General features: G+C 57.8%; 14 protein-coding genes. All 14 read right to left on the reverse strand.

The features are described 5' to 3' along the window. Positions 1 to 8 precede the first annotated feature (8 nt). Complete coding sequence (gene fliT / locus H3221_RS14695; RefSeq protein WP_010302606.1) at positions 9 to 302, reverse strand: flagellar protein FliT; 294 nt, start codon at positions 300 to 302, stop codon at positions 9 to 11. A 25-nt stretch (positions 303 to 327) separates the two neighbouring features. Then, positions 328 to 708 (reverse strand): flagellar export chaperone FliS, encoded by a 381-nt coding sequence (fliS, locus tag H3221_RS14700; protein WP_196476403.1) that lies wholly within the window; start codon positions 706 to 708, stop codon positions 328 to 330. Positions 709 to 821: 113 nt separating this feature from the next. Next, a complete protein-coding gene (gene fliS / locus H3221_RS14705; RefSeq protein WP_196476404.1) occupies positions 822 to 1,214 on the reverse strand; it encodes a flagellar export chaperone FliS in 393 nt (130 codons plus the stop codon). Positions 1,215 to 1,217: 3 nt separating this feature from the next. Next, the gene (fliD, locus tag H3221_RS14710) at positions 1,218 to 2,687 is read right to left on the reverse strand and encodes a flagellar filament capping protein FliD (RefSeq protein ID WP_196476405.1); all 1,470 of its coding nucleotides are present in this window, start codon (positions 2,685 to 2,687) and stop codon (positions 1,218 to 1,220) included. Positions 2,688 to 2,762: 75 nt separating this feature from the next. Continuing rightward, the gene (locus tag H3221_RS14715; RefSeq protein ID WP_196476406.1) at positions 2,763 to 3,155 is read right to left on the reverse strand and encodes a flagellar protein FlaG; all 393 of its coding nucleotides are present in this window, start codon (positions 3,153 to 3,155) and stop codon (positions 2,763 to 2,765) included. Between the two features lie 72 nt (positions 3,156 to 3,227). Then, the gene (locus H3221_RS14720; protein ID WP_196476407.1) at positions 3,228 to 4,706 is read right to left on the reverse strand and encodes a flagellin; all 1,479 of its coding nucleotides are present in this window, start codon (positions 4,704 to 4,706) and stop codon (positions 3,228 to 3,230) included. A gap of 254 nt (positions 4,707 to 4,960) precedes the next feature. After that, positions 4,961 to 8,908, reverse strand: coding sequence for a TIGR00180 family glycosyltransferase (locus H3221_RS14725; RefSeq protein WP_224490608.1), 3,948 nt, complete (start codon positions 8,906 to 8,908; stop codon positions 4,961 to 4,963). A gap of 139 nt (positions 8,909 to 9,047) precedes the next feature. Then, on the reverse strand, positions 9,048 to 9,695 hold the full coding sequence (locus H3221_RS14730; protein WP_196476408.1) for an LbetaH domain-containing protein: 648 nt from the start codon (positions 9,693 to 9,695) through the stop codon (positions 9,048 to 9,050). After that, positions 9,685 to 10,506, reverse strand: coding sequence for an NAD-dependent epimerase/dehydratase family protein (locus H3221_RS14735; RefSeq protein ID WP_196476409.1), 822 nt, complete (start codon positions 10,504 to 10,506; stop codon positions 9,685 to 9,687). Before H3221_RS14735 ends, H3221_RS14730 begins: the two co-directional genes overlap by 11 nt. A 12-nt stretch (positions 10,507 to 10,518) precedes the next feature. Continuing rightward, complete coding sequence (locus H3221_RS14740; protein ID WP_196476410.1) at positions 10,519 to 11,592, reverse strand: FkbM family methyltransferase; 1,074 nt, start codon at positions 11,590 to 11,592, stop codon at positions 10,519 to 10,521. Beyond that, entirely contained in the window at positions 11,589 to 12,842 is a 1,254-nt protein-coding gene (locus H3221_RS14745) for a methyltransferase domain-containing protein (protein WP_196476411.1), read from the reverse strand. Before H3221_RS14745 ends, H3221_RS14740 begins: the two co-directional genes overlap by 4 nt. Further along, complete coding sequence (locus H3221_RS14750; protein ID WP_196476412.1) at positions 12,839 to 13,399, reverse strand: dTDP-4-dehydrorhamnose 3,5-epimerase family protein; 561 nt, start codon at positions 13,397 to 13,399, stop codon at positions 12,839 to 12,841. Before H3221_RS14750 ends, H3221_RS14745 begins: the two co-directional genes overlap by 4 nt. Beyond that, entirely contained in the window at positions 13,396 to 14,469 is a 1,074-nt protein-coding gene (gene rfbG, locus H3221_RS14755) for a CDP-glucose 4,6-dehydratase (RefSeq protein ID WP_397428056.1), read from the reverse strand. The genes H3221_RS14750 and rfbG overlap by 4 nt, the downstream gene beginning before the upstream one ends. Then, complete coding sequence (gene rfbF / locus H3221_RS14760) at positions 14,460 to 15,233, reverse strand: glucose-1-phosphate cytidylyltransferase (RefSeq protein WP_196476414.1); 774 nt, start codon at positions 15,231 to 15,233, stop codon at positions 14,460 to 14,462. The genes rfbG and rfbF overlap by 10 nt, the downstream gene beginning before the upstream one ends. Positions 15,234 to 15,433: the final 200 nt, after the last annotated feature.

Raw genomic sequence — 15,433 nt, forward strand, 5'->3', positions numbered from 1 at the left:
TCAGGTTATCAGCCGAAAAGTTGATAAACCTTGGCTCCCTGGCGGGATTGATTGAGCTGCACCAATTCGCCAGCCAGACGCTGCTGCTCGGTCTGACAAACGGTCACCAACTCACGATACAGTGACAGCAGATTTTCCAGGCCACTGCGCAGTTCTTCTTCGTCATGACTATCGACCATGGCCGCATCGACTACCATGCGGCATTGCAGATCGAGCTCGCCAATCGCGGCCCAGTCCTGTTTGGCCAGAGCATCGCGCAGGGCCGAACCGGTCGCTTGCAAACGCTGGACGGATGAACTCATTCGCTTCTCCTCCGATGCTCGCTCGCTACTGAGCGATGGCATCCCAACCCTGTTTGACGTTACGCAGCAGCCCTGAAACTTCTTCGAGAAGCTCCGGCTCGTTGCTCACATTGGCTTCGGTCAAACGGGCAATCATGTATTCGTACAGGCTATCGAGATTACCGGCCAGCTCGCCACCTTGCTGGTGGTCGAGACTCTCGCGCAGTCCCGCGACGATGGCAATACTCTTGCCGATCAATTCACCTTTCAGCGCTGTCTGTCCGCGCTCCATGGCACCACGTGCCTGAGCGATACGAGACAGACCACCCTCCATCAACATCTGGATCAGTCGATGAGGGCTGGCCTCTGCGGCCTGCGCTTGGTTGTTGACGGTCTGATACTGCTTGAGGGCCGCCATTGCGTTCATAGTCGCTCTCGCTCTACCGATGGGCTGATACTTCAGGTATCGGCCCTGCGACTCAAAGCTTTAACGCTTTTGTCGCTGAAACGGCCCAGCCAAACCGAAAAAGAAACGATCAGTCAGCCTGCAGGCGCAGGCTCGACCTCTGGACCAATGGCATCCCAGGCACTTTTGATATCACCCAGCAGCGCCTGAACTTCCTCCAGGGTGCGCGGCGTATCGTCCAGAGCGACACCCGCCAAGCGACGAGTCATATAGTCGTAGAGAGCATCCAGGTTCTCGGCGATTTCACCGCCCAGTTCCTTGTCCAGAGCCGCCTGCAGCACACCCAGAATGGTAATGGTACTGCCTACTGCCATCCCGCGGATTTCGGTATCACCTTCGGCCTGAGCCTGTTTGGCGAGCATCACCCGCTGCAATGCGCCTTCGAGTAACAACTGTACCGTGCGATAGGGTGAAACATCCTGGCTGGTCTTGACCTGCTTGTAGGCGTCGATAGGGTTCTTGCCCATTGCTTATTCCTTTTTCACGAAACCAGGAAGATTGGCGAGCATGCCACTCAGACTTTCACTGGTGCGGGTGAGCTGCCCTACCAGGGAATCCATGGCGTTGTACTGGGCATAAAGACGGGTTTGCAGGCTTTCGACACGCTTGTTCAGGCTTTCGCGCTGAGAGTCAACGCTCTTCAAGGTATCGCGCAAGGCACTGTCACGCTGCTTCAATACACCATCGGTCGCCACATAGTTGGATACGAAACCAGACAGACGCCCCATCAGGCCGTCACTGCCAGTGAGGTAAGCCCCCACCTGATCGAAATTGGTGTCGAGCGCCTTGGTCAGCGTGTCGTCATCGAGAGACAACTTGCCGTCCTTGTCGGTGGTGATACCCAAGTCGGCCAGGGCACGCACACCGGCGTCCCCGCCACCGGTCATGCTGACGATCTCATTGCGCAGGCCCGCCAAGATGCTGCGCACCGTGGAATCGCCTACCAGAGGGCCTGCTACGGGCTTGGAACCTTCCACTTCGACGACCGCCGTGAGCTGCGCCGAGGAAGTGATCAAGGCGTTGTAGGCGTCGACGAACTTCTGCAAATTGCTCTTTACGCTCGACTTGTCGACACCAACGGTGAGATTGATGGTCTTGCCATCGGTCAGGTCGGTAGCACTCTGCGCCGCGACGAGATCAAGCGTAACGCCTTCGAGCGCGTCCTCGATCTTGTTGCTATCACGCACCAGTTGGAGACCGTCGATGGTGAGCTTGGCCGACTTGGCCTGGCTGATTACACCGCCCGCCCCAGTGTCCGAGCTGGGCTTTAGGAAAGCACCAGCGTTGCCAGGGTCTGCGACAGGCGTGAACGCTTGAGTCGTCAGGGCATTGCCGCCGGTCGTTTCACCATCTTCGGTAACCGCTACCTGGATGTCATTGCCTTCGCCAGTCTTGGTCGAGCTCAGCACCAAGCGGGAACCGGAATCATCGGTAATGATAGTGGCACTTATACCGCTGTTTTTCCCGACTTCGTTTATCGCGTCACGCATACCGGCAAGCGTATTGTTGGCCGCGGTGACATCGACACTGATACTGGTATTGCCAGCGGAAATTTCCAGCGTACCGCTGTTGAAAGTAGCCGGGGCGTTACCCACACCCGAGACAGACTGCAGGGCAACCTTGCTGCTGGCAGCTAGCTGCTGGACCTGGACACTATAAGTGCCGGCAGGCGCTGTAGCAGTGGCAGTGGCTTTGAGCACACTGCTATTGGACGTACTGGCAGTGCGCGACTCGAACAAGGAAGGCTTGTTAAGCGCATCGAGGGCCGTCTTGAAGGAGTTCATCGCCCCAGTAAGCGTGCCGATCGCAGAGATACGGGTAGTGGTCTGCTTCTCGAGATTGTCGAGCTGGTTGGTCTTCGGCGCTTTCTCGGCATTGACCAACGCAGTGACGATCTCGTTGATGTTGAGACCCGAACCGATTCCCGTAATACCTGCCATGATCTTGCACCTCGTCAAAAATCCGACTGCACCCTGTCGCTTTAAGAGTATCAGTCAAAAATCATGCCAAGACGATTATGCCTCGGCCTGAAACAAAAGGCTGCGTACCTCTGACAGATTTTCTGCCAACTTCAACGCTTCCTCCGACGGAATCTGTCGGATCACATCGCCCGACCCGGCATCCGTTACCTTCACAACCACACGTCCAGAGCCGTCATCGACTGCAAAGTTGATGCTGCGACGAACCGACTGCACGAACTCTTGAATGGTCGCTACAGCATCTTCGACCTGCTCACGGCTCACCTCCTGAGCGGGAGTGACCGCGCGCGCAACAGCCTGCTCTTCAGCAGTCGAAACCGCCGCGATATCCGAGAAACCTTGCTTCTGCCGCGACTCAGCGACGTTGGAGACGCCACCCTCGCGGACAACCGTAGAATTGACCTGGGGCTTAATTGAGCTGACGTCCATAAATTACTCCTCAGAATGAGGTAACGGGGAGAAGAGCCAGGCCCTTCCCCCCGTAGTCTAGCGCCTTCGAGCTTAGCCCAGCAGGCTGAGTACGGCCTGCGGCAGCTGGTTGGCCTGAGCCAGGATCGCAGTACCGGCCTGCTGCAGGATCTGATTCTTGGTCAGCTGCGAGGTTTCGGCAGCGAAGTCAGTATCCTGAATCCGGCTACGAGCGGCCGAGGAGTTCTCACCGATGTTCTGCAGGTTCGAGATGGTGTTCTCGAAGCGGTTCTGCACGGCACCGAGCTGAGCACGCTGGCTGTCAATGTTGGAGATCGCACCGTTGATGATACCCAGAGCGTCCTGAGCGCCGGTAGCGGTGCTGATGTCGATTTCCTTGACCGAGTTCAGCGCACTGAAGGTGTCTGCACCAAGGCCGCCAGTCATACCCGTTACCTGGAAGGCATCAGCCGCTTCGAGCTGCACCTGGCCATCGACTCGGGCACCACCGCCTGCAGCGATAGTAGCTGCTGTACCGATATCGTTCTCACCCTTGAAGTCCCGTGCGGTCAGTTCGGCAGCCTGAGAAGACTCGGTGATCATGATTGCATCGCCACGATCGTTGACCAGTTCGATGGTCGAACCCTTGGATACTGCCGAGATGCCCGTCTTGCCGGTTTCCTTGTTGATCGCGTCGGCCAGAGCCTGCAGGTCTGTCACGTCGCTCACTACTGCAGAAACGGTGGACTTGTCGGTTTCAACGGTCTTGCTATTGGCACCGTAGAGCGAGAACGAGATGGTACCGCTGGTGGCGAAGCCACCCAGAGTTGCAACGGTACGGGCATTGGCGGTAACGCCGGTGGTATCGCTCTTGGCATTGATGGCCTTGGCCACTTCACTGGCAGAGCCGCTGGCGGTCAGGGCAATAGCCTCTGCACCGTCGGAAAGCTTGGAAGTGATGCTGAAGCCAGTGGAGGTGTACGCACTACCGGAGGTGGCGCTGAACGCTGCACCACTGGCAATCGCAGAACCGGCGGCACCCGAAGTGGTGACACGGTTGATGCCGATACGGTCAGTGGCTGCCGAGCCGATGGAAACGCTGATGGTCTCGTAAGCGTTGGCGCCGACCTGGAAGCTTTGCGAACCAAAGCTGCCGTCGAGGATTTTACGACCGCCGAAGCTGGTGGTATCGGAAATACGGTTCAGCTCCTGTTGCAGCTGAGACACTTCGCCTTGCAGGGCGGCACGTTCGGTGGCGCCGTTGGAGCCGTTGGCAGCCTGCAGGGCCAGGTCACGCATACGCTGCAGAATGCCGGTGGACTGCTGCAAGGCACCTTCAGCGGTCTGCGCCAGGGAGATACCGTCGTTGGCGTTACGGGTAGCCACACCCAGGCCATTGATCTGGCTGGTCAGGCGGTTGGAGATTTGCAGACCAGCAGCGTCGTCTTTGGCGCTGTTGATGCGGAAGCCGGTGGACAGGCGCTGGAGGGAAGTATCCAGACCTTTGGACGAGCTGTTCAGGTTACGTTGAGTGTTGAGGGACGCAACGTTAGTGTTGACTGTAAGGGCCATGGTATTGCCTCCAGATGACCTTAGAACCGTTTGTCTGAGCTTGCGAGCTCGGGCCTGCATGCTCAGACGCCCATAGAGTTCGCATTCGATCCTTGTATCGGCCCTCGAGCCTGGAGCTTTAGTGGCAATTTAAGCTTTTTTGCGGATTTTTTTTCTGCTTTACCGTCAATTGGTTAGCGAAATGCAACCGCCTGAGGCAGAGGTTTTGGCGGGATTCCGACGGGCAATTGGCCATTGCCCGTCGGCATTTCACTTCAATCCGGCAACCAGGCACGGCGCCAGAGCTCGAGATTCGCGCCCTCAAGCATCCAGTCGCGCATGACTGCAGCCTTCAACGCATCGCCCTGGCGAGCGGACGCATCAAGGTCGTTGACATGCATGCGGATGGCATCGACCCAATCCTTGAAGCGATTTTTCACTCGCGTCACAGGCAGCTCGCCCTCGTAGCAACGCAGATCGCTACACACCACAGGGAAACCACAGGCGCCATATTCCAGAAGGCGCAGGTTACTCTTGCACTCGTTGAACAGGTTCTGCTCCACAGGCGCCAGAGCCAGGTCCAGGTCCAGGCTTGCCAAGGCTGCCGGGTAGGCGTTGATATCTACGCCTGCATGCACTTCCTGCACGTAGGGGCGGATGCGATCCGGGCACATCCCCATGAATACCCACTCGACCTCACCGGCCAACTCCTTGACCACATCGGCGATCAGCTCCAGATCCCCCGTATGACTGACCCCCCCTGCCCAACCGACACGAGGCTTGCGCCCACGTCGACGCTGAGTGGTCAGGTTCTGCCACCACTCGCGCGGCAATCGGTTTTCGATCACCCGGATATCGGCGTGCAAGCCCGAGAAGGCATCAGCCAATGCCTCGGTGGACACCACGAAACGGTCAACGAACCCCAGACCTTTACGCAGCGATTTCAGCACATCTCTGGGCATATGCTCTCGGTGCAGGCTCTTCATCGGCAGATTCGGCAGGTAATCATCCAGCTCGTAGACCTTGAACGCTCGTGACAGCGTCTTGATCCTGCGCATGGCTTCCAGACGCTCGTCTCCCAGCTGGCGCTGAAGCACCAGTACATCAGGGTCGTAACGCGCAAGATCAGCCACCTGCAGGAGCCCATCGGAAAGCATACCGTCGATCAGACCCGCATCGCGCATCGCCTCGAATGGCTTGACGACCCTGTAGTTGCCGCACCCCCAGGGGTCAGCCGGGTGAGCAAGCACGACGGGCAGTGGACGCCAGCTATCCAGCGGACGCCAGGTCAGCTGCGCGTCGGCTTCCAGAGCAAATCCGGCTCCGCTCAATGAAAGGTTGCGGTTGTAGGCAGGATCGGCGGCGATCAACGGCAACCATTTGGCATACATGGCATCCTGCTCGGCAACGAAGCGCTTGCGCTTGGCCTCCTGAGCGGCCGGATCGACCCTGGTCTGGCTGACGCTGCCCTCGTGCATCACGACGGCGTGCGGCGTCCATACCGTGAGGTAGCCGGCCTCACGCGTCTTCAGGCAAAGATCGACGTCGTTATAGGACACCTTGAAGGCTTGCTCATCGAGCCCGCCCACTTCTTCGTAGAGGGACTTGCGGATCATCAGGCAGGCTGCCGTCACTGCGCTGTAGTTCTGATCAACCTGCAGCCGTTGCATATATCCCGGCGCATCCATGGCCTCGCCAATGAAGGGGTGATCTGCAGGTCCACGCAGGCCAAGAACAACTCCGGCATGCTGGATGCGGCCATCCGGATAGAGCAGCTTGGCACCGACCACACCGACTTCCGGACGCTGCGCGTGATTGAGCATGGCATCGAGCCAATCCTCACGCAGGATGGCCGTATCGTTGTTGAGCAGCACCAGGTACTCGCCGCGCGCGGCCTGGGCCGCCATATTGTTGATGGCCGAATAATTGAACGGATACGGGTAGCGCAAGACCCGCACCAACGACTCGCCCCAGCTTTCCACACCAGCCAGCCAGGCCTGCGCCTCGGACGTCTGGCTGTCGTTGTCGACTATCAGAACCTCATAGTTCGGGTAGCGCGTTTTCTCCAACAGGCTTTCCACGCAGCGCTGCAGAATCGGCAACTGATCCTTGGTGGGGATGATGATCGACACCAATGGCTGCGCCGAGTGACCGTAATCGATGCGGTAGCGCCCCGGCATATGGGGTTTCAGCGAAGCCTGGTAGCCACGCAATGCCAAGTGACGCAACAGGGTGGCGCGTTCGCACTCATTGTCCTGCAGCCTGGGCGCCTCGGCCACGACCAGGGCCTCATCGATATGACCAAGACCGGCCATGCCGCCCTGCTCGATCAACCGCAGCAGCAAGTCGAACTCCACGGCCTGATCGAACATCGGATCAAAACCGCCCGCAGCAATCAGAGCGTCGCGCCGAAAGAACCAGTGACGCGCCATTAGCGCTGGAAAACTGAGAAGCATGTCCAGATTGAAGTCTGGCCTGAAGCAGGCACCCAGCGTGCCATCCGACAATCGCTGGATCTCATCGCCATACACCGCAAGGCAATCTGCGGGCGCGACACTCAACTCCAGTGCAGCCATGGGCAGGCCGCTGTCGGTAAGGGTTTCTCCAGCGCGGAGCAACATCAGCCAATCACAGGTATCGGCCTGGACCAGTTCGTTGAGAAGCTCGATGGCATTGCGGCCGGCTGTGTCGAAGAACTGCACCCCGAGCACATCATGCTGGACAGGCGCTCCTGCAGCGCTCAGAACGACAATCCTGGGTACCAACTGGGTAAAGACTGCACGGCTCAAACTGCCGAGGGTATTCGCCAGGCCATCGGCATCTTCGCCCGGATCAAATACGTAGAACGTGAATGCTGGGGTTCTGTACTTGTTAAAACGCTCATTTATCAACTGCACCTGACTCGGCGTGAAAGCCCGCTGAGCAAGCCATTGCTCGATGACTTCCGTTCCTTTTCCTCGAGCAGGCCCCGGCCCCATGCCGGAGCTGGATCGCCTCGATCCGGGCAGGTCTACCCTCCCTGCAGCCGTCAACAGCTCGCTCCATCGTGTCAGTTCATCAGAGTCGGTCTGCTGGGCGAGCAGTCGAGTCAGTTCGCGATGGAAAGGGTACTGTTCGAATGCCCTACGTAGACTTGCTCGGAAGCCATCATCAAGAACCTCAAGCGAGCATGCTTTCGCCACAAGGCCGTCTTGCACGGCCAGCACATGCTTTAACTGGCTGACCTGCAGCTTCCCCACCGGCTCAACGCGAATCAAAAGATCCACCGCCTCCAGCACATCAAAGAACGGCCGGTTGTAGAAAGGCAACTCCACAAACTGCTGGGGCTCGAATCGCCACAACGGGCGCCCGGAGAATGCAGGCCATTCGGAGTGGAATATTTCCTGAACGGTCAGGGAGTGCTGAGTATTGAGACATGTGGCCAAGCGCTCGCACGCTGTCATGAAAAGCTCACTGGCCTGGCTATGAGAGAAGCCCATCTCCCCGAGCAATGTACATATGAAGCTGTGGAATTTTTGACGTTCCAAGCTCAGTACTGGTGACTCATGAGATAACGCCACCAACAAATCTGTGCCATGGTCCGAGACAGGATAATTTACTTCTCGAATAACGTAGGGTCTTTCCAATATCCGCGCCTTGGCGCGAGCCAGAAAGTAGAACGCGTGACCAAACTCCTGAAACTCCATCCCCGTATCACGGGGCATCTTCGAGTACCAATCCTTGACGATGTCTGTACGCAGAACGGCATACCAGGGCGGAATGTAGTTCGACATGAAGGTACCAATTCGCTCGTCAAGGGATTCACTTGAGAAATCCTCAACAACCTTCTTGTCGCGCAGAAAATAATGAACCTTATCCTTCTCAGGTAGGTACATGAGGCAGTAGCCGTGGCAGATCCCATAGTCCGAGTTGGCCTGGAGGAATTCAATCGAGTCAGCGAGGGCATCGTGCAATACGAAATCATCGTCAGCCACAAAAACCATATAGGGCGTATCGACGAGTGAAACGCCTCGCTCGAGCTTCTCACGAAATCCCTGATATCCGTATTCGGGGCAATGGATGTAGAGAATATCCGGATTGGCGGAGCAACCTCCATCTATCGCATCGCTCGATGAATCCAAAACAATGACATTCGCCCCCAGTGCCTCGTAGTACCTGAGTGAGCGCCGGACAAAATCCGGACGGCCATGGGTGCACAGCAACAACGTCAAATCATTCTTCATCGATGTAAATCTCTTTTGCCCTTCGACCTGCAAGCAGTTGGCACAACAGCGCCTTCATGCGCAGAACCTGGAGGCTCGTTTATTCGTGTGCACATCGCTCACTGCAGTACGTGAAGACGTTCTTGCACCAGCATGCACGTCATAGCCGGAAGAAGTCCGCGAGGATGTCATGCTTGGGCGGCTTGGTTACCACAGTCCCGCCTGGTCCCTGATAAACACAGCAGGCGCCTGGCGTATCGGTGTTGAGGACAGTGACTCCTTGCGAAACGAAGCTGCGGTCACCCAGGCGAGAACGCCCGATCACCGCACTGTTTGGATACAGGATTACACCTTCGCCCAGTACAGGGGCCACCCCATGGTTTTTACCGACGGTCGAGTTCTGATACAGCACCAGGAACTCGCCATAGGTCGCTTTGGCCAGAACGATGCCTACCGAGTGACCAATGAAGAACACCTTGGGCATCTCGATTTCATAGAACAGATCAATACCATTCAATGTCTTGTTGAGATAGAAGAGCTTGGCACAGACGCGCGGATCGCCGCCTGCCCGCCAGAGTGTATTGGCCAGGTAGTATAGAAAGAGGGTGTATTGTGTGGAGTGCAGATAATCGAAGCGACCTTTTTCCCACATCTTCACGCCATCGATACAGTGGCCGACGCGCGCCAGGCCTTCATTCAGGCAGCGCTCTATTTCGCCTCTGCAACTCACACCATCCGGGAAAAACGTATCCAGTTGCCGGCACAGGTAGTCCAGCAGCGCCTCGCGACTCGTCCCCTTAAGCTCCATGATTCGACCCTTTCAGTCGTTCCAGCATTGCTGGCAAATGGTCGAGTAGTTGTCGCGGCCGAAAGCCGAATGCCTGGCTAGCTTTTCCATTGGAAACCCGGGGCATGTGCTGAGTGTCCGTGCGACTGCATGTCACTCGTGCACCCGTAATTCTCCTCAGCTCCATCATCAATTGCTCATTGCTGGTATTACCACCGGCGCATACGTTGTAAATACCATTGCCCGCTCCGACCAGCATGTCCTGCAACAATGCAGTCACATCGTCGATATGCACATAGTCGCGGGCGTAAGCGGCAGAGCTGTCGAGCGTAAATGTTTCGCCACTCAATGCCCGCGGCAAAACCTGCGCGAGAAACCCTCCCTCCCTGAGTGTGTCGCTGTAGACACAGGAAAGCCTGGCAACACATGCTCGGTCACCGGAGTGATTCAGGCAGAGGTTCTCACCCAGCGATTTCGACAGGTCATAGAGGCTTCTCGGGTTTGCTGTATCAAGCTGCAACACGGTGGACTCGTTTACACAGTCGTCGGGTAACGCATCGTACAGCCGCGTGGAAGACAAATAGACCAGACGCTCGAAGCGACCGGCGCGCAAAACCCTGGCCAGCAACGCACTGTGTGCCTCCACGGTATCGAAGGGGCGATCATAAAAATCGTTGGTCAGACCTACGCAGTAGAAAACATGCCCCAGGTCCTCATCCAACCAGCTCTGATCTTCACGAGCAGGCGCATGAACCCTGTGGCCTTGGTCGCTCAGCCTGGCCAGAAGATGCGAACCGACGAAACCATGTCCCCCCAGAACAGTGAAAAGCATGCGCTGTCCCCATCAATTCAGCGGATGGTGCAAAGCCGGATCTCGGTGCCATAACAGCTTCGGGCTGACCCCTTCGCAATACGCGACATCCAGCCCCTCGAGGGTCCTGGGGTCCTTGATAGCCAGCATGTTGAAACCGTGCGGTGGTCCCTCCAAATAAACCTTGTCGACGGCAATCAGCTCAATCGGCCTTCCGGACATATCCACGTTGGAGTTGAAATCACGTACCGCAAACAGGCGATATCCGTGTCCGGCAAGCAAGCGTGAAATTGGCGCATTCTCGAGCCCGGCGGACCAATCGACATAGTGCCTGTGTACTTCGAAAACGATGTCAGGCGCTTCACCGGCGGGACGAGCAAGCTGCTCAACCGCGCCCTCCAGCACTCTGCTCTCCGCCCCTTCGATATCCAGCATGATCAGACCGAGCCGCTTGATGTTCTGTCGAGTGCAGTATTCGTCCACGGTAATGGTGGCGAAGCTATCCTCACTGTCGCTGCCAGCGGGCTCGGCGTGGGCAAAAGAGTCGTTACCGACCAGGCGCAGCTGCTCGCTGCTGTCGGACCACAAGCCCAGCTCCCATGCGTGAATGTTCTGCAAGCCATTGAGCCGGGCATTGTGGCGCAGCATCTCTAGTTGCGCCTTGTTTGGCTCAAAAGCATGGCAGTGTCCGCCGCTGTCGCGCATGGCTCGGGCCATGAGCACAGCCTGATCCCCGAAATAAGCACCGCCCACCAGTACATCCTGGCAGCGTGAAGCAAAATGAACCAACAGTCTGGTGGTTTGTGGCTCCCAGACGTGGTCTGGGTTGACCGGCGAACTGAGGACAAAATCACGAGCGATCTTGGTTCGGTAGAGAAAATCAAAGACAGCACCATCTGCCAGCACCTTGCGCACAACCTGACTTTCATCATGCAAGGCATCTACGAGGGGTCCCGTGATGTCATCACGAACGCTACCCGGATAGTCCGTTATGTCTTTTTCAATCGCCTTGCACAGCACCAGGAATTTCTCGCGCGCCGCATCGTTGCTGCCAATGGCTCGCAGCGCTGGCGCAACCTGCTCGATCTCGAATTTTTCATTGCTCATTGAGTTCTCCCACTGGAACTAGCGCTTGGCAAAAAACGAATAACCGGTACTGCAACCAGGAGACGCCCACCCCAACTTTGGACATAAGCCAATTCAGTGGCCAGTTCATCACTCAGGTTCCAGGGTAACAGCAGCACATAATCCGGCTTCTGCTCGGCGATTTGCGCAGGAGCAAGGATGGGTATGCGACTGCCAGGTAGAAACTTGCCCTGCTTGTGCGGATTTGCATCAGCCACCCACGCCAGTAGATCACTGCGTACACCAGCGTAATTGAGAAGCGTGTTCCCCTTGGCCGCAGCCCCGTAACCTACAACTTTTTTGCCGTCGGCCTTGGCCTGGAGCAGAAAGCGCAGCAGCTCATGCTTGATGCGCTCGGCAGCAGGTGAAAGAGTCGCGTAGTAATCGGCGGTTCTCAAACCAGATCGTTCTTCTCGCGCCAGCATCGCATCGACGGCAGGATCAACCGGGTGTCCTCCCTTGGCACGCTGCACAAACACTCGCAGCGAGCCTCCGTGAGTCGACAACTCCTCGACGCAGAAAACAGTCAGACCGTTACGCGCACAGAGCGCCTGCACTGCTATCAGTGACAGGTAGGAGTAATGCTCGTGATAGAGCGTGTCGAACTGATGCTCGGTCATCAATCGCAGTAGATGGGGAAACTCGAAAGTAGCGACGCCATTGGGCTTGAGCAGCGCAGCGAAGCCCCTGAGAAAGTCGTTTATATCGGGCACATGAGCCAGCACATTGTTGGCCACCATCAGGTCGGCACTCCAGCCCTCATCCGCCAGTTGGCCTGCGACCATCTGACCGAAGAAAAGCTCGCGAATCTCGAGCCCTTTCTTGCGAGCGGCACATGCTGTACTTGCCGTAGGCTCTATACCCAGGCAGGGAATCCCGTGGCCGGCGAAATACTGCAGCAGGTAGCCGTCGTTCGCCGCAACTTCCACTACCTTGCTCCCGGCAGTCAGGCCGAAGCGCTCGATCATGCTGACTACATAGCGTTCGGCGTGGGCGAGCCAACTGCTGGAAAAGGAGCTGAAGTAGGCGTAGTCCGCATCGAATAGGCTATCGGCCGCACGGTAGTCCTCAACCTGCACCAGCCAGCAGGATTCGCATACCCGGACTCGCAGAGGCACCCACTGCTCCGATTGATCAAGCTGTGCAGCACTGATGTAAGCGTTCGAAGGCGGCGCAGTCCCCAGATCGATCATCGTCAGGTGTACCGGCATACCGCAACCACGGCAATTCACAGGCGCACTCCCTGAAAATGCTCATCCAGAACGGGGTGGGAGGCATCACGGACCGATACGTTTCTCAACGGCAACGGCCATTCCACACGCAGACGCGGGTCGCTGACGGATAGCCCACCTTCATGACCAGGTTCGTAGTCGGCACTATGCAGATAAAGTAGCTCGACATCATCTGTGAGTGCCTGGAAACCATGAGCGAACCCCGGCGGCAGCAAAAGGCTGCGGCCATCACCGGCCTCCAGTCGCTCGGCATGCCATTGCAGGAAGGTCGGCGAGCCCTGACGAACGTCCACCGCCACGTCCCACACCTGGCCACGCAGACAGCTGATCAGCTTGCACTCGGCATGCGGTGGGTACTGGAAGTGCAGGCCGCGCACCGTACCGCGCTCGCGGGTCAGAGACTGATTGATCTGACGCACATGGAAGGGCTGACCGAACGCCTGCAGACTCCCTTCGCAATACAAGCGGGCGAAACGTCCGCGCTCGTCCTGATGCTCGCGGTGCTGCAGGGCAAACAGGCCGGGCAACGGCAGCTCGATCAACTGCAGCTCACTCATGCCTGCTCCCAATAGTTGGCCAACTGCGCCAGGGTCACCGCGCGCATGTCTTCACCACGTTGCCAGGCCAGATGCCAATCGAGAGTCCGCTGCAGGCAATCGTTCAGGGACCAACGCGACTGCCAGCCGAGCAACTGCCGCGCACGACTGCTGTCCAGACGCAACAGCCCCGCCTCGTGCAGTTCGCCGAGTTCGATCCTGACACCGGGAGCCTGCGGCCAGCGCTCCGCCAGGCGTTGCACCACATCGCCAACGTTATAGGCGTCACTATCGGCGGGACCGAAGTTCCAGGGGCCGGACAAGGACACACCCTGTTCATGAAGACCTTGTGCCAGCAGCAGATATCCGGCAAGCGGCTCCAGGGCATGTTGCCAGGGACGCACGGCCTGCGGATGACGCAGGGTCACGGGCTCACTGCGGGTCCAGGCGGCCAGCACGTCCGGCACCAAGCGGCCGGCAGAAAAATCACCGCCACCCAGCACATTGCCAGCTCGCGCGGTCGCCAGAGCGAAGCCGTGCTCGGCATACCGGGGGGCCGGAAAATATGACGCTGTAAAAGACTGCGCCAGCAATTCGCAGCACGCCTTGCTACTGCTGTAAGGATCGTGGCCACCAAGCGCCTCATTTTCGCGGTAGGGCCAGGCCCATTCTTTGTTGGCATAGACTTTGTCGGTAGTGACCGCCACGCAAGCTTTTACCCCGCCCGTCTGGCGAATGGCCTCCAGCAGGTGCAGAGTGCCCATCACGTTGCTGGAGTATGTGCCCAACGGGTCGTCGTACCCCTCACGCACCAGTGGTTGCGCCGCTAGATGCAAGACGATTTCCGGCCTCACCTCGGCCACCACCGCCGACAGGCTCGGCAGATCGCGCAGATCACCGATGCGGCTATCAATGCCCTCACTCACTCGCGCCAGTTCGAACAGGCTTGGATCAGTCGAGGGGTCGAGGGCGAAGCCGGTAACCCGGGAGCCCCAGCTATGCAGCCACAGCGCCAACCAGCCGCCCTTGAAGCCGGTATGGCCAGTAATCAGGACGCGCTTGCCGCGCCAAAACTCTGGATTCAGCTCCACTGCTTCCAAGGTGCTTCTCCGCTCTGCCACAGCTGTTCCAGATAATTCTTGTCGCGCAGGGTATCCATAGGGTGCCAGAAGCCCCTATGTTCGAATGCCATGAGCTGGCCCTCGGCAGCAAGACTGCTCAGCGGTTCAGCTTCCCAAGCCGTGTCGTCCGCAGCGATATAAGGCAGTACCTTGGGCGACAAGACGAAGAAACCGCCGTTGATCCAGCCACCATCACCACGCGGCTTCTCGACGAAACCAGTTACCAGCCCCTCCTTCCGGTCCAGAGCGCCATAACGGCCAGGCGGCTGTACGGCAGTGACAGTGGCCAGCTTGCCGTGCTCTTTGTGAAAGGAAACCAGAGCAGCAATATCAAGGTCGGAAACGCCATCACCATAAGTGAAACAGAAAGCTTCGTCCTCCTTGAGGAACCGTTCGACCCTGCGCAAACGCCCGCCGGTCATCGTGTCTTCGCCAGTATCAACCAGTGTCACACGCCACGGCTCGCTGAAGTTCTGATGCACATCCATCTGGTTGTTGCGCATATCAAAGGTGACATCAGAGGTATGCAGAAAGTAGTTGGCGAAGAAATCCTTGATCGCATAACCCTTGTAGCCCAGACAGATCACGAAGTCCTGGATACCGTGAGCCGAATACTGCTTCATGATATGCCAGAGTATTGGCTTGCCGCCGACTTCGATCATCGGCTTGGGTCTGAGATGTGACTCTTCACTGATGCGTGTGCCCAACCCACCGGCAAGAATGACCGCCTTCATAGCTACTCCCGTGCGCGGAACCCGATCAATTCGTCAATTGGTCGACATTTTGTTGTCCGATATACAGGTTTAGCAACAACCGGGCCAGTCCAATCGGGGGCGTCATATATCCAAGCGACAAGAGCTAGCGTGCCGGACCACGAGCGGTGACTACCACGACTGAGACGCACTGCAGCGCCCCCGCAAGCACCACGCTCATG

This window comes from Pseudomonas chaetocerotis (assembly GCF_015712105.2).
Classification (GTDB): domain Bacteria; phylum Pseudomonadota; class Gammaproteobacteria; order Pseudomonadales; family Pseudomonadaceae; genus Aquipseudomonas; species Aquipseudomonas chaetocerotis.

Coding starts and splice junctions, on each gene's coding strand:
- H3221_RS14740 (WP_196476410.1), bottom strand. CDS start 11,592: ATGAGCAATGAAAAATTCGAGATCGAGCAGGTTGCGCCAGCGCTGCGA.
- fliS (WP_196476403.1), bottom strand. CDS start 708: ATGAACGCAATGGCGGCCCTCAAGCAGTATCAGACCGTCAACAACCAA.
- fliS (WP_196476404.1), bottom strand. CDS start 1,214: ATGGGCAAGAACCCTATCGACGCCTACAAGCAGGTCAAGACCAGCCAG.
- H3221_RS14750 (WP_196476412.1), bottom strand. CDS start 13,399: ATGAGTGAGCTGCAGTTGATCGAGCTGCCGTTGCCCGGCCTGTTTGCC.
- fliD (WP_196476405.1), bottom strand. CDS start 2,687: ATGGCAGGTATTACGGGAATCGGTTCGGGTCTCAACATCAACGAGATC.
- H3221_RS14725 (WP_224490608.1), bottom strand. CDS start 8,908: ATGAAGAATGATTTGACGTTGTTGCTGTGCACCCATGGCCGTCCGGAT.
- H3221_RS14730 (WP_196476408.1), bottom strand. CDS start 9,695: ATGGAGCTTAAGGGGACGAGTCGCGAGGCGCTGCTGGACTACCTGTGC.
- H3221_RS14715 (WP_196476406.1), bottom strand. CDS start 3,155: ATGGACGTCAGCTCAATTAAGCCCCAGGTCAATTCTACGGTTGTCCGC.
- H3221_RS14720 (WP_196476407.1), bottom strand. CDS start 4,706: ATGGCCCTTACAGTCAACACTAACGTTGCGTCCCTCAACACTCAACGT.
- fliT (WP_010302606.1), bottom strand. CDS start 302: ATGAGTTCATCCGTCCAGCGTTTGCAAGCGACCGGTTCGGCCCTGCGC.
- H3221_RS14735 (WP_196476409.1), bottom strand. CDS start 10,506: ATGCTTTTCACTGTTCTGGGGGGACATGGTTTCGTCGGTTCGCATCTT.
- rfbF (WP_196476414.1), bottom strand. CDS start 15,233: ATGAAGGCGGTCATTCTTGCCGGTGGGTTGGGCACACGCATCAGTGAA.